General features: G+C 41.8%; 21 protein-coding genes. 15 read left to right on the top strand and 6 right to left on the bottom strand.

Translation table 11 applies throughout. The annotated features are described in order from the left end of the window. Positions 1 to 2: 2 nt before the first annotated feature. The 4 genes from rimM to QOL76_RS07085 all read left to right on the top strand — a co-directional run bounded on the left by rimM (position 3) and on the right by QOL76_RS07085 (position 2165). A complete protein-coding gene (rimM, locus tag QOL76_RS07100) occupies positions 3 to 533 on the top strand; it encodes a ribosome maturation factor RimM (protein WP_283412340.1) in 531 nt (176 codons plus the stop codon). Positions 534 to 536: 3 nt separating this feature from the next. Further along, on the top strand, positions 537 to 1253 hold the full coding sequence (gene trmD / locus QOL76_RS07095) for a tRNA (guanosine(37)-N1)-methyltransferase TrmD (protein ID WP_283412339.1): 717 nt from the start codon (positions 537 to 539) through the stop codon (positions 1251 to 1253). A gap of 49 nt (positions 1254 to 1302) precedes the next feature. Next, positions 1303 to 1668: a 50S ribosomal protein L19 gene (gene rplS, locus QOL76_RS07090; RefSeq protein ID WP_091692379.1), complete on the top strand. Its 366-nt coding sequence runs from the start codon at positions 1303 to 1305 to the stop codon at positions 1666 to 1668. Positions 1669 to 1865: 197 nt separating this feature from the next. After that, positions 1866 to 2165, top strand: coding sequence for a hypothetical protein (locus QOL76_RS07085; protein WP_283412338.1), 300 nt, complete (start codon positions 1866 to 1868; stop codon positions 2163 to 2165). A gap of 155 nt (positions 2166 to 2320) precedes the next feature. Here QOL76_RS07085 and QOL76_RS07080 read toward each other — a convergent pair whose 3' ends face one another. From QOL76_RS07080 to QOL76_RS07065, 4 genes are all read right to left on the bottom strand, one after another. Then, positions 2321 to 2878, bottom strand: a complete 558-nt coding sequence (locus QOL76_RS07080) for an FKBP-type peptidyl-prolyl cis-trans isomerase (RefSeq protein ID WP_283412337.1) — start codon at positions 2876 to 2878, stop codon at positions 2321 to 2323. Positions 2879 to 2883: 5 nt separating this feature from the next. After that, positions 2884 to 3435, bottom strand: coding sequence for an FKBP-type peptidyl-prolyl cis-trans isomerase (locus QOL76_RS07075; RefSeq protein ID WP_283412336.1), 552 nt, complete (start codon positions 3433 to 3435; stop codon positions 2884 to 2886). A 48-nt stretch (positions 3436 to 3483) separates the two neighbouring features. Then, positions 3484 to 4407, bottom strand: a complete 924-nt coding sequence (locus tag QOL76_RS07070; protein WP_283412335.1) for an FKBP-type peptidyl-prolyl cis-trans isomerase — start codon at positions 4405 to 4407, stop codon at positions 3484 to 3486. A 142-nt stretch (positions 4408 to 4549) separates the two neighbouring features. Then, entirely contained in the window at positions 4550 to 5584 is a 1035-nt protein-coding gene (locus QOL76_RS07065) for a DHH family phosphoesterase (protein WP_283412334.1), read from the bottom strand. A 184-nt stretch (positions 5585 to 5768) separates the two neighbouring features. Between QOL76_RS07065 and QOL76_RS07060 the strand changes: the two genes are divergently transcribed. The 10 genes from QOL76_RS07060 (at position 5769) to QOL76_RS07015 (ending at position 21313) form a co-directional block, all read left to right on the top strand. After that, positions 5769 to 6191 (top strand): nucleoside-diphosphate kinase, encoded by a 423-nt coding sequence (locus tag QOL76_RS07060; RefSeq protein ID WP_283412333.1) that lies wholly within the window; start codon positions 5769 to 5771, stop codon positions 6189 to 6191. Positions 6192 to 6735: 544 nt separating this feature from the next. Then, a complete protein-coding gene (gene nirB, locus QOL76_RS07055; RefSeq protein WP_283412332.1) occupies positions 6736 to 9246 on the top strand; it encodes a nitrite reductase large subunit NirB in 2511 nt (836 codons plus the stop codon). An 18-nt stretch (positions 9247 to 9264) separates the two neighbouring features. Further along, a complete protein-coding gene (nirD, locus tag QOL76_RS07050) occupies positions 9265 to 9642 on the top strand; it encodes a nitrite reductase small subunit NirD (protein ID WP_283412331.1) in 378 nt (125 codons plus the stop codon). Positions 9643 to 9654: 12 nt separating this feature from the next. Continuing rightward, the gene (locus QOL76_RS07045; protein ID WP_283412330.1) at positions 9655 to 10233 is read left to right on the top strand and encodes a DUF4202 domain-containing protein; all 579 of its coding nucleotides are present in this window, start codon (positions 9655 to 9657) and stop codon (positions 10231 to 10233) included. Between the two features lie 4 nt (positions 10234 to 10237). Then, positions 10238 to 12049 (top strand): ATP-binding protein, encoded by a 1812-nt coding sequence (locus QOL76_RS07040; protein WP_283412329.1) that lies wholly within the window; start codon positions 10238 to 10240, stop codon positions 12047 to 12049. A 59-nt stretch (positions 12050 to 12108) separates the two neighbouring features. Further along, positions 12109 to 12771 (top strand): response regulator, encoded by a 663-nt coding sequence (locus QOL76_RS07035; RefSeq protein WP_283412328.1) that lies wholly within the window; start codon positions 12109 to 12111, stop codon positions 12769 to 12771. A 302-nt stretch (positions 12772 to 13073) separates the two neighbouring features. Further along, positions 13074 to 14498, top strand: a complete 1425-nt coding sequence (locus tag QOL76_RS07030; RefSeq protein WP_283412327.1) for an MFS transporter — start codon at positions 13074 to 13076, stop codon at positions 14496 to 14498. Between the two features lie 361 nt (positions 14499 to 14859). Next, a complete protein-coding gene (locus QOL76_RS07025; protein WP_377919248.1) occupies positions 14860 to 18381 on the top strand; it encodes a molybdopterin-dependent oxidoreductase in 3522 nt (1173 codons plus the stop codon). 48 nt (positions 18382 to 18429) lie between these two features. After that, a complete protein-coding gene (locus QOL76_RS07020) occupies positions 18430 to 19872 on the top strand; it encodes a rubredoxin (protein WP_283412325.1) in 1443 nt (480 codons plus the stop codon). A 163-nt stretch (positions 19873 to 20035) separates the two neighbouring features. Beyond that, positions 20036 to 21313, top strand: a complete 1278-nt coding sequence (locus QOL76_RS07015) for an alginate export family protein (protein WP_283412324.1) — start codon at positions 20036 to 20038, stop codon at positions 21311 to 21313. On the opposite strand, the gene QOL76_RS07010 is transcribed toward QOL76_RS07015, so the two are convergent. Beyond that, entirely contained in the window at positions 21310 to 23403 is a 2094-nt protein-coding gene (locus QOL76_RS07010) for a protein-disulfide reductase DsbD family protein (RefSeq protein WP_283412323.1), read from the bottom strand. The genes QOL76_RS07015 and QOL76_RS07010 overlap by 4 nt on opposite strands. Positions 23404 to 23601: 198 nt before the next feature. Then, on the bottom strand, positions 23602 to 24990 hold the full coding sequence (locus tag QOL76_RS07005; RefSeq protein ID WP_283412322.1) for a dipeptidase: 1389 nt from the start codon (positions 24988 to 24990) through the stop codon (positions 23602 to 23604). 190 nt (positions 24991 to 25180) lie between these two features. Between QOL76_RS07005 and QOL76_RS07000 the strand changes: the two genes are divergently transcribed. Beyond that, the gene (locus tag QOL76_RS07000) at positions 25181 to 26176 is read left to right on the top strand and encodes an NADPH:quinone oxidoreductase family protein (protein WP_283412321.1); all 996 of its coding nucleotides are present in this window, start codon (positions 25181 to 25183) and stop codon (positions 26174 to 26176) included. Positions 26177 to 26212 lie beyond the last annotated feature (36 nt).

Genomic DNA, 26212 nt, shown 5'->3' with positions numbered 1-26212 from the left:
CCATGAATAAGGACCAAAGCTTTCAGTTAGGCTACGTGTCTAAAGTTCATGGACTTCGTGGAGAAGTAATGATAGTGCTGGATGTCGATTATCCTGAGGATTATGAGACATTAGAGCATTTATTCTTAGAGCAAAAATCCCGGCTGGTGCCGTTTTTCCTGGAGCACTTTGTACTCCAACCTGGAAATAAAGCATTGGCGAAATTTGAGGATTTGAACTCGTTGGATCAGGTAGAAAATTTGGTTGGATTGGGAGTTTATCTTCCTTTGACAGCTTTACCTGAACTGAAAGACGACCAATACTTCTTTCATGAGTTGATCGGATTCGAAGTCTTTGACGAGACAGAAGGCCTGATCGGACCTATTCAGATCGTTTATGATCTGGAGACACAGAATCTCCTCGGAGTAACACACAAGGAAAAAGAAGTACTGATACCTATTCAGGACGGAATTATCCTAAAGGTGGACAAGGCAGCTAAAAAAGTTTACTGCCGATTACCCGAAGGTTTACTTGAAATTTATCTGGAAGACTAACCCATGCACATTGATATCATCACTGTAGTACCGGGATTATTGGAAGGGCCTTTTGCTCACTCCATTCTGAAAAGAGCGGAGGACAAAGGACTAGCCAGTATTCGCGTGATCAACCTACGGGATTATTCAACAAGCAAGCAAAAGCAAGTCGATGACTACGCTTTTGGAGGGGGAGCAGGGATGGTAATGTCAATCGAGCCCATCGCTCGTTGCATAGAAGCACTTCAGAAGGAACGCACGTACGATGAGATCATCTACATGACACCTGACGGAGCTCGTTTCGATCAGCCCATGGCAAATGCCCTTTCGCTCAACCAAAACCTGCTGATCCTTTGTGGTCATTATAAGGGAGTAGATGAGCGAGTGAGAGAGCGATTCATCACCAAGGAAATTAGCATTGGTGATTACGTACTTTCCGGAGGAGAATTAGCAGCAGCTGTAGTAGCTGACGCATTGATTCGCCTGATACCGGGAGTGCTGAATGATGAAACCTCAGCTTTGACAGACTCCTTCCAGGATGGTCTACTGGCACCGCCGGTGTACACTCGCCCCGCCGAATACGACGGGATGAAAGTACCTGAGGTATTGCTATCAGGACATGAAGCCAAGATAAATGAATGGAGATTTGAAGCATCGGTTCGCCGAACCCACGAGAGAAGACCTGACTTGCTCAGGGACAACCAACCCGGGAAAAGCGATGCAGAATCGTATAAGAAATAATTAATAAGCCACGCGTTGGCAAACAGCGAAAGCATAAAAATATAAAGCTATGAGCGATCTAATGAAAATAGTAGAAGCGGAATACAGCGAGGTTAGAGCTAAATTCCCTTCATTCAAAGCTGGCGATACCATCAACGTACACGTACGTATCAAAGAAGGTAGCAAGGAGCGTATCCAGCAGTTCCAAGGAACTGTGATCCAGCGTAGAAACCCGAACTCTAACGGTGAGACATTCACTGTAAGAAAAATATCCAATGGTATCGGTGTAGAAAGAATCTTCCCTATCATCTCTCCTGCAATCGAGCAAATCGATCTATTGAGACAAGGTAAAGTAAGAAGAGCTCGTCTATTCTACCTAAGAGGACGTCAGGGTAAAGCTGCACGTATCAAGGAAAAAATCAGAGTGAGAAAGTAAGATTTCTCCCGTTTGAAATCGAAAAGGAACTCAGCAATGAGTTCCTTTTTTTATTTAGGATAAAAGCAAGTTTTACCAACTCCCTAAAGTCTTTACCATAAATAAAAACCTGACCCTATAGATAATTTTAAAGGGATTTAACGTTAAATAATTGGTTAGCAGCAATTTGAAACGCATTTTTAATAAACTTTTCCGCCATGACAACTACCTTATCTCTCGACCCAAGTTATAAACTAGCAAGAGTTTTCATTCGTTTAGGGATGATATTTTCGGCGGTGATGGTGGCTCTATTTATCTACATGATTTATCTCGCATCACTGGGGATTATGACAGATTGGGATCTATCTATTCAGACTGAGTTATATGATTATTACCCTCCTGCTAACTCTGAGTTTTGGCACATGGTATTCTTTTCTGTTCCTGCAATCGGTTTTTTAATTAGCTTCTTTCTTTTGGACTATTTGGGTAAAAAAATAAAGCAAGAAAGCCAAACATAACAGGTAACAGTTTAAGCTAAAGGCTTTCAAAAGCTATTATTCGAAAGTCATACGTTAACAAGTACCTTGGTATCAAGACAGAAATGGCTCTGCCTCAGTTTTATATAAAAGTATGATCAAAAAAAAGGAGGGCTGCTGAAGCCCTCCTTTATATTTTAGTCCATTCCTTTGAAATCCACATCAAATATCAATATCGAGTTAGGTGGTATCCTGTCGTTATTTTCCGAATCACGATACCCATAAGGAGATGGAATGATAAGTTTTGCTTTAGTCCCTGACCTTAATCGCCTAAAAGCAATGTCCCATCCTTGAATTACATTACCAGCACCTAGCTGAAAGCTGAAAATATCGTAATCACGACCCTCAACGAAAATATCATTATCTATTGCAATATTTTCAATGTTTGTATCAAAAACAGACCCATCACTCATTAAAGACCCTACGTAATTAGTGTATACTACATTTCCACTATTTGGGCGAGACGCGACACCTTCTTCTTGAACGATAATAACTATACCACTTGGATCATGAATACGATAAAGGCTATCTATATCAGCCGTCTCTAGATATTCCACAATTAATAAGCTATCTCTCTCAAGGTTCCCTGCCGTATCATAGACGGGGCCAGTATCGAAAGGATTCTGAGCATCGCAGCTTACAAATGCAATTGATATCAGCAGAAAGAAGAAAATACTAACTCGTTGTAAAATCATATTAATTAGTTTCTCGGCCCAGGATTCACTTTTACTAGCTCTAGCTCGAATATTAAAGGTGTATTTGCTCCTATATTACCTTGACCATTTCTTCCATATGCGTATCTTGAAGGGATAAAGACAGTTGCTTTTTCACCTGTTTCCATTTGAGAAATTCCAAACTGAAATCCTGCAATAACTCCTCCTAAAATAAACTGAACTGGCTCGTAATTTTTGTTTTGATTATATATCCCATTAGCCTTGGCTACAGATTCAACAGTTGTTTCAAAGACCTGATTAGTTAGGAATTTTCCCGTGTAATTTACAGTTACCGTATCTGTTGAGTAAAATTCAGAAATGGTATCAGGCTGAGCTTCAAGTTGCCAAATTATTCTTATACCTGAAGCCTCATCGTGAAATTCCTTCACATTGACTATCGTAGTGGTATCGACGTATGCAAGTATGGCAGCTTTATCGTTTGCAAGGATTGTGGCATCAGTAGCCTCCTCATCAATGCAAGATACAAATGCTAAACTTCCAGCAATCAAGCTTAAAATGGAAAATAATCTAAATTTCATTGTAGTTGGTTTTGTTTAAACGGGCTGACTATAGCTTCAATACGTATGTTACTTTACATCCGCTACATCTACGTCGAAAATAAGGATTGAATTTGCAGGAATTCTGTCTCCCATAGCGTTTTCACCATATCCAAGTGGAGAAGGGATAAGGAATTTACCCTTTGAACCTTTTTTCAATAAAAGTAGCCCTTCATCCCAACCTGGAATTACCTGACCCATGCCGACAGCTACGGGAAGAGGCTCATAAGGTCTTCCTTCATTGAAGATTCCATTTTCTTTAGCAATTGCCTCGATAGAAGTGTCAAACAAACTACCGTCAATCAAATATCCAGCATAATGCACAGACATAGAGGTACCCGGAGTCACCGGATCGCCAGTTCCTTCTTCTTCGATGATATAATACAGACCACTCTCAGTTTTCTGTGCTTCAAGACCTTTTTCTTTTAGGTAATCTTGAATGATTTTATCTTCTTCAATGATTCTTTCAGCCGCTCTTTCAGTTCTTTTTACTTCTTCCGCAGCCATTACTTTCTCATAGTATGCCTGAATTCCCTCTTGATTCATGATTTCAAACGCCCCTAGTCTTACTTTAACCAAATCGTCTTCTTTCATGAACGGAGGATAATTACCACCAAAAATTGTTTTCGCAGTTGATTCAAAAGCGATACTATCGCCCTTTTTAAGATTTAGGAATATCTCATCCATTCCATTTGTAACCTCCATAGAATCATTTGCTTGCACATACCCTGGAAAAGGTTGTTCTAGCGTAGATATAATCACGGAATCAGTTGCAGTTAGAACTTCAAGATTATATAGTAAATACTCTCCATTTGGAGCTTTTTCATTCCCTTCTTTAACATAGGTGTATTCGATACCATCTTTTTCAGTGACTTTGGTCTTATTGCATGAAGTCAAGCTGATTGCTCCTATCATAAGAGCTAGAATTGCCAAAAGGCTTTTTGAATTTTTCATTTGATTATACTTGTTTTTCAAAGGTCATATGGAATCTCGCTTATATTATAATCATCCCATTGTTTGACTTCTGGGTTTCGCTCGATTTCATAAAGGATGGATGAGTGATTTTTACTATTTATTTGGGAGGGCTGTAAGCTATTTATCCGACTGTAGCTGGAACAACTCGGAATAACTCTTCCTGATGTTCTTCTACTAACGACTCAAATCGCTCAACTGTATCTTTTAGGCTTAACATTGACTTGCCTCCAGAGGCATTTTTATGTCCACCCCCATCGAAATATTCTGCTGCAAATTTATTAACAGCTACCTCACTGGACGACCTAAAGGAAATTTTGATACCATCTTCGCGTTCCGAAAATAGGGCAGCCAGCTTTATCCCGTCCAAAGATAATGCATAATTGACTAAACCTTCGGTATCGCCAGTACGGCTTTGATATTTTTTAAGATCTTTTTTGCTGATCGCAAAATAGGCCATATGAAGTTCCTCGTGAACTACTAGACGGCGGCTGATCGCAAAGCCGATAAATTTCAACCTGTTAACAGAATTGGAATCGTAAATCCAATTGGCAATCTGAGAACTATCCGCTCCCAAATCCAACAATTCTGCAACAACTAAATGAACATTCTTGGTGGTATTAGGATGTCTAAATCCACCCGTATCAGTCATAATACCAGCGTATAGGCATTCTGCTATGTCCTTATCCAGGAGATTTTCATCGCCGAGCTGTACCACCATTTCATACACCAATTCACAGGTAGCTGCGGCTTCCGTACTCCATATACGATAGTCAGCAAAGTCTTCAGGATCTTGATGATGGTCAATGTTGACGGTATATGCATCCGAGTTCCGGATCATTTCGCCTAATTCATTTACCCTATTTAAGACAGAGAAATCCAAACAGAAAATTATATCAGCTTCATTTAACTTTTTGGTAGCAAGTTCAGTGTGTAGGGGATTACTAAAATCCAACACAGAATCATTGCCTTTCATCCAATTAAGAAACGAAGGATAATCCGATGGAGTCACTACAGTCACTTCATGTCCTTTCTTGAGCAGGTAATTAGCCAATCCCAAGGAAGATCCCAATGCGTCGGCATCAGGCTTGACGTGAGTTGTAATGAATATTTTTTTGGGTGAAGATATCTCTCTCTTAAACGAGGCTAAAGCTTCCATTTTATACATTTAGCTGCTTTTTGGCTCTTGTAGCTCGCAAAGGTCAGGAATTTTTTGACAATTCCCAATTATAGTAGCCTGCTGATAATGAAGCAGGTAAGCGATAAATACAAAAGTTATTATGGAGATTGTAATGAAAAAGTCTATTTTTGCGCCCGATTTAAACCAATGAAATACCAATAACATGGCAACTAACAGAACATTCACCATGATCAAGCCTGACGCTTTCTCTGCAGGCAATTCTGGAGCAATCCTTAAAATGATCGAAGAAGCAGGCTTCAAAATCGTAGCCATGAAAGCTACCCAATTGACTCCAGCTATCGCAGGTAAATTCTACGAAGTTCACTCAGAAAGACCATTCTACGCTGATCTATGCGCATATATGTCTTCTGGACCTATCATCGCTGCTATCTTGGAAAAAGACAATGCAGTGGAAGATTTCAGAAAATTGATCGGTGCTACTAATCCTGCTGATGCAGCAGAAGGTACTATCCGTAAGATCTTTGCTAAGTCGATCGAAGCAAATGCAGTGCACGGTTCTGACTCAGACGAAAACGCTGCTATCGAAGGAGCATTCTACTTCTCTCAAATCGAAAGAGTAGGTTAATTCTTACCGAAAATAAAATTGAAAGCACCTCATCTTGGGGTGCTTTTTTTGATTAAAGTCAATCTTTTTTAACCGCAGTGAGCGCAGAGGTTTCGCAGAGGAAACTATGCAGTAATTTAATATGATTATCCAATCAGGTTCTATCAGATTATCGGAATAATTAATTAATACGCATAGGGCTGAAAGCCTCAAATATTATAGCCCAGCCTGGAGGGCTGGGAATTTTTAATTAATATAAATCAAAAAGCTCTGAAAGAGCGAGATAAAAGAAATAATTGGAACGCCCTTTATTCCATACTGCCTGAATTTACATCACACCCCACTTTTCTAAAGAAACCACTTACGTATTTATCGCCTCTTTGTAAGAGAAAAAAATACGTATCGGGATAATTCTGAACAAATAAAACATGATCTAAATTTAAATAGAGGCAGATATATGCTTTTCAAGGCCTTATTTCAATACTTATTATAAGTAAGTATTTATTTTATATTTTCTTTTGAATTACGTATTTATACTTATATTTGAGCTCTAAATTACGTAGCCATGAAGAAAGTTATTGTCATAGGAAATGGAATGGTGGGGTATAAGTTTTGCGAAAAACTAGCTACTCACCCACTTCGCGATGAGTTTGAGATTACCGTGTTCGGCGAGGAATCCAGACCGGCATACGATCGTGTCCATCTGAGTGAATACTTCTCTCTAGACTCTGCGGATAAGCTGCTTTTGGCTACTCGCGAATGGTATGCTGAAAACGGTATCACACTTCGAACAGGTGAAATGATCACTGATATCGAAAATGAATCTAAGCGTGTGTTTACCCATAAGCATGATTATTTCGAATATGACTACCTGGTTTTAGCAACCGGTTCTTCCTGCTTCGTTCCAAACATCAAAGGAGTAGACAAGCCAGGCGTATTTATCTACAGAACCATCGAAGATCTTGACGCGATCAAGGATTACGCGCAGAAACTGAAGAATGATGGTAAGTTCAAGGCTTCCGTCCTTGGCGGCGGACTGCTAGGCTTGGAAGCTGCAAATGCAGCAAAAGAACTAGGCATGCAGACAGACGTAGTCGAATTTGCTCCCCGCTTGATGCCTCGTCAACTGGACAAAGCTGCCAGTGATATGCTTCAGAGAAAGATTGAGAGCCTTGGGATGAAAATTCATCTTGGCAAAAACTCCCAGGAAATCATCGGTGAAGAAGGTATCGAAAAAATCAATTTTACGGACGAAACCTCACTTCAAACAGACATGCTGATTATTTCCGCTGGAATTCGCCCGCGAGATGAATTGGCGGTGAAATGCGGTCTAAAAACAGGTGAACGCGGCGGAGTCTATGTAAACAATAAAATGGAAACCTCAGATCCGGCGATCTATGCTATCGGAGAAGTGGCACTTTATAATAATGGCATCTACGGATTAGTTGCTCCAGGCTATGAGATGGCTGGAGTGGCGGTGGAGCAAATCACCGGAGGAGAAAAACTCATGAGTCCTTCCATAGATATGTCCACCCAGCTGAAACTGGTAGGTACAGAAGTGGCTTCTTTTGGAGACCCTTTTATCGAAAACGATGAGGTCACCGCGATTGTCTATGAAAACAAGCAACGAGGAGTTTACAAAAGAATCAATATAGCCAAAGATGGTTCGAAGCTCCTTGGAGGCATCATGGTTGGAGATTCCTCCGATTACAACACCCTGTTTCAGCTTTACATCAATGCCATGAAGCTTCCTGAGAATCCGGAAGATTTGATCTTGGGTTCCAGAGGTGGAGAGAGCAAAAGTGCTTTGGGTTCAGTACTCGATCTACCGGATACAGCACAAATCTGCTCGTGTGAAGCAGTAAGTAAAGGAACCATCTGTGATTCCATCACGAGCGGCTCCTGCTGTTCATTCTCAGATGTGGTAAAGAGCACCAAAGCCTCGAGCTCTTGCGGCGGCTGCAAACCAATGGTGACCGACTTGGTGAAAGAGACTTTAAAGTCCATGGGGCAGGAAGTGAAGGAAACCATTTGTGAGCACTTCGAATACAGCCGTCAGGAAATGTACGATTTAGTGAAGCTTCAAAGCATTATGGATTTTGACGAAGCACTGGATCGACATGGCAAAGGCCATGGTTGTGAGACCTGCAAACCTGTTTTGGCTTCCATTTTCGCCAGTATCTACATGGAAACAGCCAATCGCCAGGCACCTATTCAGGATTCGAACGACAGATTTTTGGCAAATATTCAGAGAAACGGCACATACTCAGTAGTGCCTCGAGTACCGGGCGGAGAGATTACTCCAGAGAAACTGATGGTTTTGGGGCAAGTCGCAAAGAAATACGATCTCTACACCAAAATCACAGGAGGTCAGCGTATTGATCTTTTTGGTGCCCAGCTTCATGAGTTGCCGATGATTTGGAAAGAACTCATCGATGCTGGCTTCGAAAGCGGTCACGCCTACGGCAAATCACTTAGGACAGTCAAAAGCTGTGTTGGCTCGACTTGGTGCAGATACGGTTTGCATGACAGCGTAAGCTTTGCGATCCGAATCGAAGAGCGCTACAAAGGTCTTCGTTCCCCGCATAAGCTTAAAGGTGGCGTATCCGGATGTATCCGTGAATGCGCCGAGGCAAGAGGAAAGGACTTTGGGGTCATCGCAGTGGAAGGTGGATGGAACCTCTTCGTCTGTGGAAACGGCGGAGCTACACCGAAGCACGCAATCCTTTTGGCAGAGAAACTGGATGACGAAACCTGCATCAAATACTTAGATAGATTCCTGGTCTATTACATCAGAACTGCTGCTCCCCTTCAGCGGACAGCTCCTTGGCTGGAAAAACTGGAAGGTGGAATTGACTATTTGAAAAAAGTAGTGGTAGAAGATAGCCTCGGAATCGGCGAGGAACTGGAAGCAGAAATGGAGGAACTGGTGCAGCGATATGCCTGCGAATGGAAAGAAGCCATCGAAGATCCACAAATGATGAAGCGATTTAAGCCCTTTGTCAACTCTGATGAGACCGACGACAGTTTGGTATTCGTTCCGATGAGAGATCAAAAAATGCCTAGACCTTGGTAATCCTATACGAATAAGATCATGGAAGAATTATTAAAAAATTATCAATCCGTAGCAGAGGAACATGCTATTCATTGGATCAAAGTAGGTCAGACAAATGACTTCCCAGCAAATGCCGGTGCCTGTGTGAAATACAAATCCAAACAGGTTGCCGTTTACCATTTTACGAGAACCAACTCTTGGTATGCCTGCCAAAACCTTTGCCCCCACAAGATGGAAATGGTCTTAAGCCGAGGCATGACGGGCGATTCACAAGGAATCCCCAAAGTGGCCTGCCCGCTTCACAAGAAGACCTTTTCGCTGGAAAATGGCAGCAATCTCAACGGAGAAGAATATAGTATTGCAACTTATCCGGTCAGGATTCAGGAGGGAAATGTATATATTGGATTCGCAGATTAATCCAATTGACACATGAACAAATTCCAGAAAGCAATCACATTGATCGATCAGGTCAATGCGGAAGACCCAATCAAAGAAGTAGTAGCGGGAAAAGAGATTGCAAAAGAGCTGTTATACTCCATCCGTATGACCGAAAAATTGGATCAGTTTGATCCTGAATCATCAGAAGCTATGCAGCTAGCCGTCAGGGCACAGCACATCGGAAGATGGAAGATTCCAAGGTCAGACTATCCAATGGATAGAGTAGGATATCTCAAGTGGAGGGAAGAGCTGAAAAAGATGCATGCTGACATGGCTGCGAAGATCCTTCAGGAAGCTGGTTATGATGAAGAAACCATAGAACGAGTAAAGTTCCTCATCAGAAAGAAGCAACTGAAAACAGATCCAGATACTCAAACCATGGAAGACGTCATCTGCCTGGTCTTTTTGGAATATTATTTTGAAGAATTTGCGGCCAAGCATGAATCCGCCAAAATCATCGACATACTTCAGAAAACCTGGGCAAAAATGTCTGAAAAAGGGCACCGGGCAGCATTACAATTACCTCTTTCACCCTCAAGTTTAGAATTAGTCAAAGAAGCCATTACCTAATCAAATGACTGGTACACCGCGATCCCTGGATCAAGATACTTTTAATCGTCTACGGAGACTTTACATCATTGCCTTGGGAGCTATAGCCATCTCCCTGATCGCGAGCCAGATTCTCATCAGAAAACATCTGAATGATCAGGAAAATGACAGCCGACTGGTCAATGTGGCTGGTCGGCAGCGTATGCTCAGCCAAAAGCTGAACAAGGAAGTGCTTTTGCTTTCTACAGCCACGTCTCCTGAAGCCATTGGGCCACTCACCGATTCGATCCAACACACCATGACTCGCTGGGAAATCGCCCATCAAATCCTGCAACTCGGGGATGAATCCCAGGATTTCAGCGTGGAAAATAGTCCCGAGGTCACGAAAATGTTTGAGGAGATTAATCCTTATTTCAAGCAAGTCACTGAGGCTACACAAAATTTCATTTTTCTCAAATCTGCCGAAGCACCAGACTCCACAGCCATGGCAGATCAGCTGAAAAGCATAGAGAGTAATGCAACAAGCTTTTTGGTGAAAATGGATGAGATCGTGAACCAATATGATCACGAAGCAAAGGAGAAAGTCTCAAACTTGAAGCGGGTAGAATTACTCATTACACTTTTCACCCTACTGGTCTTAGTTGGTGAGTTTTTAATAATTTTTTGGCCTTCGGCAAAAGCCATGAAAGCCAGCATTCACGAGCTGATGGATGCCGAGGAAAAAGCAATTCAAATGGCCAAAAACGCGGATATTCTGAGTCAATCCAAGGAAAAATCTGTACGGGAATTACAGGCTTTGAGCAAAGCTATGGATCAGATTCTGCTTTTCGCAAGGATTACTCCTGAAGGTTACATCACCCATATAGGTGAGCGCTTCAGCAGATTGTACAAAGCACAAAAATTCAACGTCAATGCGAAGATTTCAGATTTGCTTTCCCCTCTCGAAAATGAGCAGCTCACGATAGATCGCATTATCGCCGAAAACAAAAAAGCAGGCTGGGAAGGGGAATTAAAAACCACTTCACAAACTGGCGAAGATATCTGGCTTGACGTCTCCATGATTCCTTTCAATTCGGCTGAAGACAAATCCGAACTGATTTTGATTTGCCTGGATATTACCAAGCGTAAGGAATTTATGCATCAGGTAGAGCAACTCACAAAGGAGAGTTTCGAGGAAAAAATGCATCAACAAAAGGTCATTTCCCGACAAATAATCGAAAATCAGGAAAATGAGCAAAATCGTATTGCAAAAGATATTCATGATGGGATCGGTCAGATGCTCACCGGACTGAAATACCTACTGGAAAGTGTGGACACCACCGATCCCGAGAAAGCCGAGGTGAAGATCATTAAGCTAAAAGAGCTGACTTCCAATATCATCAAAGGAGTAAGAACTGCCACTTTCAATCTTACCCCGCCTGAATTAAAGGATTACGGAATTGTCCCAGCGCTGACGGAATTGACTCAGGAGCTTTCCAAACTTACCGGAAAAGAGATTGTACTTTTCAACAAATCTGAATTCTCCCAGCGATTAGATTCCTTGATAGAAATTAATTTGTATCGAATTACGCAAGAAGCGATTAACAACGCTATTAAATATGCAGAGTCCTCTCACATCATCGTGACGGTCTCGCATAGTCAAAATATCCTAAGCATCATCGTTGATGATAACGGAAAGGGCTTCGACAAGTCAAAGCTGAAATCCAAACCTGACGAAGAAGGCGGAATGGGACTGACTTTTATGCGGGAGCGGGTGAAATACATCAACGGAAGATTATTCATCAATTCTTCTCCAAACGAAGGAACCAAAGTGACGCTCAACCTTCCTTTGACTTAGATTTTCTAGATTATTATACGTAAATTCTGTTACTTTACTACGTATTTACTTAAGCGCATATGAACCCAATAAAGATAGTTTTAGCGGATGACCACGAATTGGTACGGGATGGAATCAAGTCACTCCTTGAAAGTGAACAAGAATTCCAAGTTATCGACGAGGCTTCCGACGGTGTCGAAGCGCTGAAAGTGATCGCGGAGCAACATCCTGATCTACTAATAGTGGACATTCGAATGCCACGCATGAACGGATTGGAAGTAGTTAAGGAAATGACCAAATCCTTTCCAAAAATCAAAAAGCTTGTCCTATCTATGCATGATTCGGAAGAGTATGTAGTAGAGGCTATTCAGGCTGGAGCAGATGGGTATTTGCTGAAAGGATCCTCTAAAAGTGAGTTCTTAAAGGCTTTACACACGATTTCCAATGGCGGGAAATTTTTTGCTGGAGATGTGTCGGCATATATTATCAACAATTTCGTCAATGGAAAACCCAAAGCATCTTCCAAGTCCGATGTGCTTCCGGAAGAATTGGCTAATCTGACAAACAGAGAAAAGCAGATCTTAGAACTCATTCTGGAAGGAAAAGGAAATAATGAAATCGCTGATGCACTGGAAATCAGCAAAAGAACGGCAGAGGTTCACCGCTTTAACCTGATGAAGAAAATGAACGTGAAGAATCTGGTAGAGCTCACTACCAAATCCAGAGAATTGAATTTGATCTAGCAGTACTTATTAAGTCGGGATGGGAACTATAGAGATTAGTGATCAGTCGCAGTCTCAGAACTATAAAGCCTTTGTTTGGTGGGATAAGAAAAATAAATTAATACTGCGCTCTCTGCGAAAAACTCCGTGTCCTTCGCGGTTAAAAAAGGAATCCAGAAAAATATATTCAATTTTATACTTAGTCAGCAATCCACTCAGAGCAATTCTAAGTGGATTTTTTATTTTTATTCTAAATTAATTACGTATTATTTTTATTAATTACGTATTTATACTTACTTTTAACTCAGTTAAATATAAGTATTATGGAACCACTACTTACACACAAAGCGACACGTTTAAATCTTCTTGATTTCAAAACCGTGCCTATCCGTACATTCTGGATTACATCAATCGCGTTTTTCATCTGCTTTTTCGCATGGTTCGGTATAGTGCCTTTCATGCCTGACGTGGTCAAGGATCTTGGCCTTACTCCTGCCCAAAAATGGAACGCTACAGTATTAGCAGTAGCGGGAACAGTTTTCGCCAGACTTCTCATCGGGAAACTTTGTGACAAATACGGTCCAAGACTTTGTTACACCTGGCTGCTTATCCTTGGCTCAATTCCAGTTATACTTAGTGGATTGGTGCAAACGCCGATGCAGTTTATGATTTGCAGACTGTTGACAGGATTTATTGGTGCTTCTTTTGTCATCACTCAGGTCCATACCTCGCTGATGTTTGCCTCCAATGTCGTGGGAACCGCCAATGCAACTTCTGCAGGCTGGGGGAATTTAGGTGGCGGAGCAAATAGACTTGGAATGCCAATTATCGCAGCTATAGTGATAGGAGCCGGAGTCGCTCAGGCAGATGCTTGGAGATATGCCATGGTGATTGCGGGAATCGTATGCTTTAGCATGGGCTTGATATATTACTTTTTCACAAAAGATACTCCAGCAGGAAATTTCAAAGAATTGGAAGCTAGAGGAATGCAGGTTCCTTCGACCAAAAAGGACAAAGTGGGATTTGCAGAAGCAGTTAAAGATTACCGAGTATGGTTACTGTTCATTGTTTATGCGGCCTGTTTTGGAATAGAACTAACCGTATATGGAACCATGGACGATTACTTGCAGAACACCTTCCAACTGGAGCGAATCACTGCGGGTAATATCGTACTCTCATTCGCGCTGATGAACATTTTTGCACGTACACTTGGAGGATACTTTGGCGACAAATTTGGAAAATTGAGAGGATTGAAAGGAAGAGTTTGGTTTTTGGCAGCAATTTTAATTGTAGAGGGATTAATGCTTAGTTTGTTCTCTCTGGCCACAGGACTTTTCATAGGATTTGCTTTGTTAATTGCATTTAGCCTAGCTGTACAAATGGCGGAGGGGGCCACATTCTCAGTTGTCCCATTTGTGAATAGGAAAGCAATCGGTTCTATCTCTGGAATCGTAGGAGCAGGCGGGAATTTTGGTGCCTTTATAGCAGCGCTTTTCCTAAGCTCCAAATCTGCCGTGGCAGAAAAAGCTGCGGTAATTGCAAGTGAAACGCTTGGCCCTGAAGCAGTAGCAGCTGCACAATCAGCCGCTGCAGCAAGTGCTGTATCTGCAGGATATTTGGTCATAGGAGGATTGATCGTAGTATCAGGAATGGTTGCTTTAGCCATTCGATTCAGCACAGAGGATGAAAAAGTGGCTGAGGTAGAATTAAGCAAACTGCAACCTGAATTAGTCAGAATTGATAATTAACTTGTAGCATCACTCCCAAAATAGCTCTTCTGCAGTTGACCATTTGTCTTGCGGATGAGCTATTTTGTTGATAAAGGCCAGACCGATGACCGATGACCGAAGCAACTTCAATGTTAATGTTTGCCTCCCTCACTGGTGTTTAAGTTCTTTACTAGCAGGCTACCATAGACGCTTATAATTATAATAAATCATATGTATATCGCATTTCAATTATCAACGAGATTAAATCATACTAAAATAAGCTAACCGCCAGATTTAAGGCCACTTCGATCTTCCGTCCTTTAAGCTAAGAAAATGAAATACCTGACATCATTACAGATATCCATATTTTCCAAATTCAAATTCTAACACCTGAGTAGTGATCCCAGATAAAAAAATCAAAACCACTTGTTCTTACTGCGGCGTTGGCTGCGGAATAGTTGCTGAGGTGGACTCTCAAAACAAAGTTCAGGTCGAAGGTGATCAGAATCATCCTGTGAACCAGGGCATGCTTTGCTCCAAGGGCCGTAATCTGCACTACGTGGTAAACGATACTTCGGATAGAATTCTCTATCCTGAGATGCGTTGGAGTAGATCTCATCCTCGGGAGCGGGTGAGCTGGGACCAAGGACTCGACAGAGCTGCTGGTGTTTTCAAGTCTTTGATTCAGAAATACGGACCAAACAGTGTAGGCTTTTACATTTCAGGACAATGCCTTACTGAAGAGTATTACATCGCAAATAAGCTCACAAAAGGCTTTCTGGGCACAAATAACATCGATACCAACAGTCGCTTGTGCATGAGCTCGGCGGTAGTTGCTTACAAGAAAACATTTGGAGAAGACTCAGTTCCTATTTCGTATGAAGACATAGAGTTGGCAGATGCTTTTTTGATCGCTGGCGCAAATCCCGCCTGGTGTCATCCTATCCTTTTCCGCAGATTGGAAAAGCATAAGGAGAAAAATCCCAATGTGAAGATAATAGTCGTGGATCCACGCAAAACCGATTCTGCTACTTTCGCGGATATTCACCTGCAAATCATTCCCGGCACTGACATTATTTTATACAACGCCATCGGCCGTAGAATCATAGAAATCGGACTGGCAGATAAAGAATTCATAGAAAATCACACCGAAAACTACCTGAAGTACCGCAAGCAAGTGATGGCAACTTCCTTGAAAGAAGCTTCAAAACTCTGCGGAATTTCTGTTGACGACATTAAAAAAGTAGCAGAGATCATCGGCGAATCCAAAGGATTCATCAGCATGTGGGCGATGGGGCTCAACCAAAGCGCCATAGGTACCGATAAGAATTTTTCTCTGCTGAACCTTTCTTTGGTAACTGGCAGAATCGGGAAACCTGGAAATGGGCCCTTTTCTCTCACAGGTCAGCCAAATGCCATGGGAGGGCGTGAAGTGGGTGGAATGGCGAGTTTACTGGCTGTTCACAAGGACTTGAATAATCCTGTACACCGACAGGAAGTCGCGAATTTTTGGGGCGTAAATGAGATTTCTCCAGAACCTGGATTATCTGCCACTGAGATGTTTGAGGCTTTGGAAAGTGGGGAAATGAAGGCCGTTTGGATCATCTGCACCAACCCTATGGTGAGTTTGCCAAATTCGAAGAAGATCGAAAAGGCGATGAAAAATGCCAAATTCGTAGTCGTTCAGGATATTTCACACAAAGCTGACACGGTTGAATATGCAGATTTGGTTCTGCCTGCAGCAGGATGGCTGGAGAAAGAAGGCACTATGACCAATTCTGAGCGTAGAATTTCTTACCTCAACAAAGGAATCAATCCTCCGGGAGAAGCTAGACCTGACGTAGAGATACTTTGCGATTTTGCCCGCAGAATGGGTTTCCGAGGCTTTAATTTTAACAATACGGAGGAGATTTACGAGGAATATTGTGCCATGACCAAAGGTACGAACATTGATATTTCCTTTTTGAACTACGATAGACTGAAAAGTGAGGGCACCTTCCAATGGCCTGTTCCAGAATACAGACACACAGGAACCGCGCGACTATTTTCAGACAATAAATTCTATACACCGACTCAAAAAGCGATCTTCAATATCCCTGCTCAAATAGAAAACACTTCCGAAAAAACGAGCAAGGAATATCCTTTGATTCTTACGACAGGACGTGTTCGTGATCAGTGGCACACGATGACCAAGACGGGAAAAGTATCCCGACTTCGTACGCATTACCCAAGTCCAGTACTAGAAATTAATCCCATAGATGCCTATTTGGACAAGGTGAAAGATGGTGATGTTGTAGAGGTCAAAAGCAAAAACGGCATCGTTCGTGTGAAGGCCAAGCTTTCCAAAAGCATTCTAGAAGGCGTAGTTTTTCTCCCAATGCACTGGGGCAAGCAACTTCAAAGTGATCTCAATCGAGCAAATAACCTGACCAAAACTGTGGTCGATCCGCAGTCCAAGGAACCGGATTTTAAATTTACGACGGTATCAGTATCCAAATACAAAAAAGAAAAAGAGAAAATAGTGGTAGTGGGCGCCGGAGCCGCCGCTTTCCGTTTTATCCAAAACTACCGAGAGCATAATGATTCCGATCAGATTCATGTATTTTCGAAGGAACCCCATCCGTTCTACAACAGGGTTCTATTACCGGAATATGTGACCGAAGAACTGACTTGGGAGCAGCTTCAGAAGATAAAGGAATATGAGCTTCAGAAGCTTAAAATCTCTCTTCATACTGGCCTTTCCATAGAAAAGATCGATCCAGAAAAGCAGGTGGTGGTTGACGATAATGGGCATGAATATCCTTTCGACAAGTTGATCCTAGCTACAGGAAGTAGAGCTTTTATACCGAAAGATGCTCAGCTAGACCTGCCTGGTAGATTCACAATGCGAAGTAAAATTGATGCGGATCGATTCAAAGATTACTTAGACTCGACCAAGTTACCACCTGAAAATCAGCATGTCGTGATTATCGGCGGTGGCTTGTTGGGACTAGAACTTGCTGCGGCCTTACAGCACAACCGTGTGAAAGTGACCATCGTGCAGCGCGCTTCCAGACTCATGGAACGACAACTGGATGAGGTTTCCAGCAAGCTGCTTTCATTGGATGTGCAGGAGCGTGGAATTCACGTGTATTTCGACAACGAAGTGAGCACAGTTTTCGATGATGAAGAACACAAGTCGCTTTCCATCACGCTGAAAAGCGGAAAAATCATTTACGCCAATGCAGTAGTTTACGCCATTGGCACTCAGCCGAATATCAAAATTGCCCGGGATAACGGGATTTTATGTGGTCGTGGCATCAAGGTCAATCAGCACTTACAGACCAATTATCCTAACATTTTTGCCATAGGCGAGATCGCAGAATTCCAAAATCAACTCTTCGGAATCACTTCTGCTGCTGAGGAGCAAGCTATGGTTTTGGCAAATTATATCGCTGGTGATGTCAGCAGCATTTATAGCGGATCCGTGCTGATGAACATTCTGAAATTTAAGGATTTGGAACTGTGCAGTATTGGGGATATCATCATACCTGAAAATGATGATAGCTACGAGGAAATCATTTTCACCGATATCAGTCGTCGCTATTACAAGAAGTGTATCGTCAAAGATGACTTGCTAATTGGCGCTGTGCTGATGGGGGATAAAAATGAATTTGCTGAGTTCAAATCCCTTATCGAAAACAAAATTGAGCTATCTGAAAAAAGGAAATCACTGCTCATGGGATCTTCTGATACAAGGCCAGTAATAGGAAAATTAGTATGTAGCTGTAGCCGTGTAGGCGAGGGAAATATCCAGGAAGCTATTGCAGGAGGATGCACGGATTTTACTGCTCTATGCCAGCAAACAGGAGCTGGTTTGGGTTGCGGAAGTTGTAAAACAGAAGTTAGAGAGATTCTTCACCAATCAAAAGTACTGGCGTGAAATCAACCATCACCCTGAGTAAATCCTTTGAAAGTAACTTGTAAGCAGATGACACAAAATTATTCTAGAGTAGTCGTAAGAGGCGGAGTACTTTCACCCGCAGAATTAAAGCAGATTTTGGAACTGGCAGAAAGTGCCGGTTTGGACACTATTTCATTGGGCTCTCGTCAAGATATTCTCTTTATCAAAGATGATGATACGCTGGAAATTGATTCTCAGGATAAATTTCAATTGGTGTCTCCGGAGGAATTGGGGGTGGAAAATATTGTTTCTTCTTACGTTTCATCAGACATTTTTCCTAACACCCCTTGGCTGACTGGGGATCGATATCTGTATATTTTGGAACAATTCAGAGTACAGCCAAACCTAAAAATCAACATTACAGACCCCAAACAGCGCCTTGTACCACTTTTCACGGGGCATTTGAATTTCATAGCTTCTGCACACGAGGATTACTGGTATCTGTACGTCCGTCTGCCAGAATGGGAAGAGACAATGATGTATCCAGCGCTTATTTACAGTTGGGATATAGCAAAAGTAGCTGCAGCAATTGAAGAGATTTTGAAGGAAGAGCCAGCCGATGTGGAGTTTCTATTTGAGTTGGTGAATGACGCTGTGGATTCCAATAACCGTACAGTGGACACTCCACTTGAAGTTCCCTTTTACCCGTTTCCCTACTACGAAGGCATCAATCGTGTGGGAGACGATCGCTATTGGCTGGGATTGTATTGGAGAAATAATAAGTACTACATAGACTTTTTGAAGGTGCTCTGTGACCTCTGTGCGGACAGCCGAATCGGAAAAATCTCCATCACGCCCTGGAAATCCATTATCATTAAAGGAATTCCAGAAAACACAAAAATCGAATGGGAAAGACTGCTGGGCCATTACGGAATCAATGTGCGACACTCCATGCTGGAACTGAATTGGCATCTTCCTGTCAACAATAAATCTGCGCTGAAACTCAAAGAATATCTTGTTGACAACTTTGACAAGCGGGATATCAGTACTTACGGACTTACTTTTGGAATCACTGATTACACCAGAAAGGCATATTACTTCACCTCCATCATCATAGAGAAAAATCAGCCACCGGCAGGATTGGAAGGCATCAAAATCCGAAATACGTACAATCTTCTTTATGCAAAAAACTTTGATCCAAACTCACAGCAATACATCGTCTACGTACAAGAAGTGGATAAGGTAGAATTGCCGGGACTTTTGATCGAGCTAAGTAAGATGTACTTCGAGCAGTTGGGAAAAAAGCCAGAGGGTTCCAAAAAATTGGCTACTCCAAAGGAGACTATAAAAACTGAAGCTTATCAATGCTCGGATTGCCTCACAGTTTATGATCCAGCATACGGAGATTTGGTTCAGAATATAGCTCCATTGACTGCATTTGAGGATTTACCCGAGACTTACCTTTGCTCTCTTTGCGAAGCTCCTAAATCGAAGTTTGTGAAAAAGACTTTTGAAAAGCAAGTTGAATAGTGAGCAGTGATCTGTATTCAGTGGAAGCATTTAAATCGATTCGAGAAGAAATGTTAGAAATTCCAGAAAATATAAAACTTAGTATTTATACGTATTTTATTTAAAATATAATAAGTATTTATACTTATATTTGGTTCGAGATTTAACCACTAACACTCGAACTATGAAAAAGATTTTTACGCTAATTCTTGCCTTCGTAGCATACCATCAAATTGTATTGGCTCAGGAATTCACATTAGACGCGGACATACGTCCTCGGTTTGAATATAGACACGGCTTTGGTAGCCTATTCCCAGATAATGGAAAACCTGCAGCATTTGTAACGCAGCGATCTAGACTCAATTTGGGTTTTCAAGACGAAAAGCTAAGCCTCTACTTAAGTGTACAGGACGTAAGTACCTGGGGCGACACCCAGCAACTCAGTGCAGCAGATGGAAATGACTCTTTTGGCCTTTTTCAGGCTTGGCTTCGCTATTCTTTTACTCCAAACTGGGCATTAAAGCTTGGCCGTCAAACGATTTCTTATGATGATCAGAGAATACTTGGCGAAGTGGATTGGGCGATGCAGGGAAGATTTCATGATGCCGCGATGATCCAGTATTCCAAAGATCAGTTCAAGCTGGATTTAGCTTTTGCCTACAATCAGGAGAATCAAAAAACTATAGGTAGTGACTATACCATTACTGGGTTTTTCTCCTACAAATCCATGCAAATGGCTCACCTTACTAAGGCGTGGGACAAAGGATCGATTAGCTTTCTCTTTATGAATAATGGTTTTCAGAAGTACAGTAGCGATCCCATTCCTCAGACAGACGGACTTTATTACCGCCAGACTACAGGCACTTACTTTACCTTCCCGCTTTCTGCCCTCATTATTACGGGTTCAGCTTATTTGCAGACTGGAAAGGCAAATGCCTCCACAGATCTGAGCGCGTACCAATACATGGTTGAGGCAAAATATAAAGCTGGAAAAGTGACTTTAATTGGAGGCTTTGAGTCATTGAGTGGGACAGATCAAGCTGGCGAAGAAAAGAATAAATCCTTCTTCCCTCTTTATGGTACCAACCATAAATTCAATGGATACATGGATTACTTCTACGTGGGAAATCATGCCAATAACGTAGGACTGAATGATGTCTATGGAAAAATAGCCTTACCAACTGGAGAGAAATCCACTTTGGGTCTGAATGCTCACGTGTTTTTTGCCAACGGTGAAATGGCAAACGATTTATCACAAAATCTGGGAACAGAGCTTGACTTAGTCTATGGTAACTCCCTGGGAAAATATGTGAAAATGAATGTGGGTTACTCTCAGCTATTTGCCACGGAAAGTATGAGTGCTGTGAAAGGCGGAACAAGTTCAGAAAACACCAATAACTGGGGTTGGGTGCAATTGATTGTGAATCCTAGATTGCTGACCTATAAAATGAAGCAAGATTAATTCGCTTGCTTAAACCTCTCTTTCGCTCCGTCTAAAAACTCAACAAATTCCTGAATATCGGTTTCATATCCCTTAGGCTGAGCGAGGAGATTTTCACTGTGATCTAGGATCACATAGTAAGGCTGTGCATTGTTTTGAAAGTGGGTAATCTGGAAATCAGCATTTTGCTTACCCAAAGTCTTCTTGACTTTTCCGTCGTATTCTGAGGTGTACCAATCGCTTTCAGGAAGCTCCAATCGCTCATCGATATAGAGTGCTACCATTACAAAATCTTCTTTCAGCCTCTTCAGAACCTGCGGATCTACCCAGACGTTTTCCTCCATTTTTCGGCAGTTCACACATCCATGCCCAGTGAAGTCAATGAGAAGTGGCTTATTTGCCTTTTTTGCAGCTCTCATCGCTTGCTCATAGTCAAAATACCCCTGAATACCGAGAGGTATTTCCAGTGGGATATCTGCATATTTTACTGGTTCACCCAGGATATTCTCTCCAGCCTCAACCATACTTTGCCCACCAGTCAATTTAAACTGCTGGGTGGACATAGGAGGAAGGTAACCGCTTAGGTATTTCAGCGGCGCTCCAAAAAGACCTGGAATCATGTAAAGCACAAACATAAAGGTGAACAAAGCCAAAAGTAGTCTTGGCACCCCTATGGCATCCATTGGTGAATCGTGTGGAAGGCGGATTTTACCCAAAAGATAAAGTCCCAATCCAGAGAAAATCACAATCCAGATAATTAAGAAAATATCCCGATCCAGGATTCCCCAGTGATATACCAGATCAGCGATGGAAAGGAATTTGAAAGCTAAAGCCAGTTCTAGAAATCCCAAAACCACTTTCACAGAATTCAGCCATCCGCCGGACTTCGGCAAGCGATTCATCCATTCAGGGAAAATAGCAAACAGCGTAAATGGAATTGCAAAGGCTAGGGAGAATGCAAACATTCCCAGAATCGGTTTAATCAATTCTCCACCAGCCGAAGAGATCAAAATAGATCCAACGATAGGGCCTGTGCAGGAAAACGACACTAACACGAGTGTGAATGCCATAAAGAAAATCCCTGTCAAACCACCTTTTTCAGCCTTTTCATCTACTTTGTTTACAAAGCCAGAAGGCAAAGTAATCTCAAACATCCCAAGAAAAGCCAAGGCGAAAAAGATAAAAATCCCGAAGAAAAAAAGATTCGGAAGCCAATGTGTTGCGAGCCAATTGGCGAATTCAGGACCTTGAATAGCGGCCACTGCAGTTCCAGCAATTGTATAAATAGCAATAATCGACAAGCCATAAATGATGGCATTTCGTATTCCTGTTGCTTTGCTCCCAGCACGGCCAGTGAAGAAACTTACCGTCATAGGAATCATAGGGAACACACAAGGTGTCAGTAAAGCTGCAAGTCCAGCAAGGAAAGCCAATACCATAAAACCTAATAGTGATTCGCTCTCTTGAACTTGAACGATCTCAATAGATGGAGAAGAATTGGCAACTGGCTCATCCACCTGATTTTCCTGGATACCAAAAGGAGTATCCTCTGTTTCAGAATCAGAAGAAGAAACTGAATCTATTGCTAGAACAGTACTTTCTGAAGGAGTTGAGGTAATAGCAGGCTCACTAGCCTCGAATTCAGTCTCTATATCAAGATCATAATTAACACACTTACCTGAGACATCAGAACACATTTGATATGCCAGCGTTCCGGTAATCTTTCCTGAGGTACTTTTAGGGATAAATAATTGCTCAAACCTCCCTTTACCTATAAAATACTTTACATCACCTTCCCAGATATCTTCATATTTTGTCTTGGAATCAATGGCTTTAAAACCACCTGTCAAAGTATATTCTTCAGAATTATCCAACTCCAAAGTCGCCAAAATCGGACCTAGATCCGGATCAAAATCATTGGCATAGATATACCAACCAATTGGAATTTGTGCTTCGAATACCAACTTAGCCTCTTCACCTTGAACCAGACTTTTTGGCTCGATTGAAATCGTCCATTTTGGCGGAGCAATAATCTGTGCTTGAGCGTAGAAACTGAAGAAAAGCAGTACCAGTAGCAGTAGTTTTCCTGATTTTCCTTTGGTTTTAGTCATGAAAGAATGATTGATTAGCAATTTACTTTTTTGAGTAACCTCATTTATTTTACTACCAGAACAAACTCGTCTTCTAATATGGCTAACTCTAGCGAATTCAAGACTTCCGGTCATCCGTCTTCGGTCTTCCAACCTGATGGAAAAGAAAATAGAGGTAAGAGAATTATTGAACTACAAGATAAAGCATTAAGCCAATTATTAGTGGTCGCTTAGCTTTCTAAATTGACGGAAGAACGCCGCAATAGTTTCTATACCGATAAAGTAATTCTTTACGCCGTAGTGCTCATTAGGTGAATGTAATGCATCCGTATCAAGCCCAAAACCAAACAGAATTGGATCAGAACCTAATTCCTTTTGGAACAACGCAACGATAGGAATAGATCCACCTTCGCGAGTCGGAATTGGTCTTTTCCCAAAAGTCTCTTCCATTGCAGCTTCTGCTGCTTTGTAACCAACAGATGAATCGGAAACTACCGCAGGGGAACCGCCATGATGAGCTTTCACTTTTACTTTTACTGATTTTGGAGCAATAGATTTGAAGTGATTTTCGAATAACTCAGCGATTTCTCTCCAGTCCTGATCAGGTACGAGACGCATAGAGATTTTCGCATGTGCTTTTGACGGCAAAACCGTTTTGGCTCCTTCTCCAATATATCCACCCCAGATACCGTTGACATCTAGCGTAGGACGAATACCAACACGCTCAATAGTCGTATAGCCTTCTTCCCCATGCACATCATCAATATCTAATTTCTCTTTATACTCATTTAGATCAAATGGAGCCTCGTTCAAGCGTGCTCTTTGCGCAGCCGTCAGCTCTTGCACCTTATCGTAGAACCCAGGAATGGTAATATGCTTATTCTCATCCTGCATGGAAGCAATCATATCACAAAGTACATTAATCGGGTTGGCAACAGCTCCTCCGTATGTACCTGAGTGAAGGTCTCGATTGGATCCAGTTACTTCCACTTCCATGTAAGCCATGCCGCGAAGACCAACCGTGATGGAAGGATCTTGCATGGAAATCATATGCGTATCAGAAATCAAAATGACGTCTGCTTTCAGCTTTTCTTTATTTTCGATGACGAATTTATCCAAGTTGTCAGACCCAACTTCCTCTTCTCCTTCGATCATAAATTTGACATTGCAAGGCAAATCTCCTGAAGCCATCATCGCTTCAAAAGCTTTGACATACATGTAAAACTGACCCTTATCATCCGCAGATCCACGAGCGAAAATTGCTCCTTCGGGATGAATCTTCGTCTTTTTGATCACGGGCTCAAAAGGAGGAGAATCCCAAAGTTCATAAGGATCAGCAGGCTGCACATCGTAATGTCCATACACCAAAACCGTCTGCAAAGTAGGGTCAATGATTTTCTCTCCGTAAACAATTGGATAACCTTTCGTCTGGCAAATTTCCACTACATCAGCACCTGCTTTTTCCAAGCTTTCCTTCACAAAATTAGCCGCAGCAAAAACATCATCTTTAAATTTAGGATCAGCACTTACCGAAGGAATGCGGAGCAAATCCAACAATTCATTAAGAAATCGATCTTTGTTGTCTCGGATAAAATCATTAACTGCCATATATCTGGGGATTATTTAGTACAGCTTCAAAATTATCCTTTTCAGCCTGAAATGCCTATTTTAAAGATGTAATTGTCAGGCAGGAAGGTAGCAAGAACCAGAGAAGCTGATTGGTGGCGAAAAAGTTTAGCCAAATAGAATCATAGAAAACATACCTTAAAGATTTTTATCGTAAAAAAATTACATCGAAATGAAAGCAGTTATTTGCGAGGAGTTTGGCCTACCTGAAAATTTAAAAATTGGAGAATTACCTGATCCTAGACCGAAGGAAAATCAAGTTTTGATCCAAGTAGAAGTATGTGGTGTGAGCTATCCTGATTTGCTGATCATCCAAAACAAGTATCAATTTAAGCCAGAGCTTCCTTTTTCTCCTGGTGGAGAAGTAGTGGGTAAAATCATCGAATTAGGCGATAGTGTTAGCAATCTGAAGATTGGAGATCGCGTCTTGGCGCTTTGTCGCTGGGGTGGATTTGCGGAGAAAATAGCTGTGGATACTGATCGAATTTTTGTACTTCCTGATGAAATTTCCTCAAAAATAGCTGCTGGATCTCTTTATTCCTTAAGCACAGCTTTTCATGGGTTGAAAGATCGGGCAAATCTTCAGGAAGGAGAAACCTTACTTGTGCTAGGAGCTTCCGGCGCAATCGGGATTGCTGCAGTTGAATTGGGAAAAGCCATGGGAGCAAAAGTCATTGCCTGTGCATCTTCGGATGAAAAACTTGAATACTGCAGATGTAAAGGTGCTGATGAAACGATCAATTACGAAACGGAAGATCTGAAATCCAGAATTAAGGAATTAACAAATGGAAAGGGAGTTGATGTGATTTTAGACCCTGTTGGAGGAAAGTACACTGATCCCGCTTTGCGAGGAATCGCATGGAAAGGCCGGTACCTGATTGTAGGATTTGCCAATGGAGATATTCCTAAAATCCCCATGAATCTACCTTTACTCAAAGGATGTTCTATTGTTGGTGTATTCTGGGGGAATTTCTCAAAAGTGGAAGCTTCACAGAATAGGCAGAATATGGAGACCCTTTTTCACTGGATTTTGGAAGGAAAAATCACTGGACACGACCTAGGATTATATGCTTTAGAAAATGCACCAAGTGGACTTATGGCTCTTCAAGAACGCAAAATTTTTAAAAAAGGGATCATAAAAATAACTCAACCACAATCCATCAAATAAACATATCTACAGTCTAGGCGAGTAGCTAGACTGTAG

This window comes from Algoriphagus winogradskyi (assembly GCF_900182815.1).
GTDB lineage: Bacteria > Bacteroidota > Bacteroidia > Cytophagales > Cyclobacteriaceae > Algoriphagus > Algoriphagus winogradskyi.
This window is presented reverse-complemented; position numbering and strand designations above follow the sequence as displayed.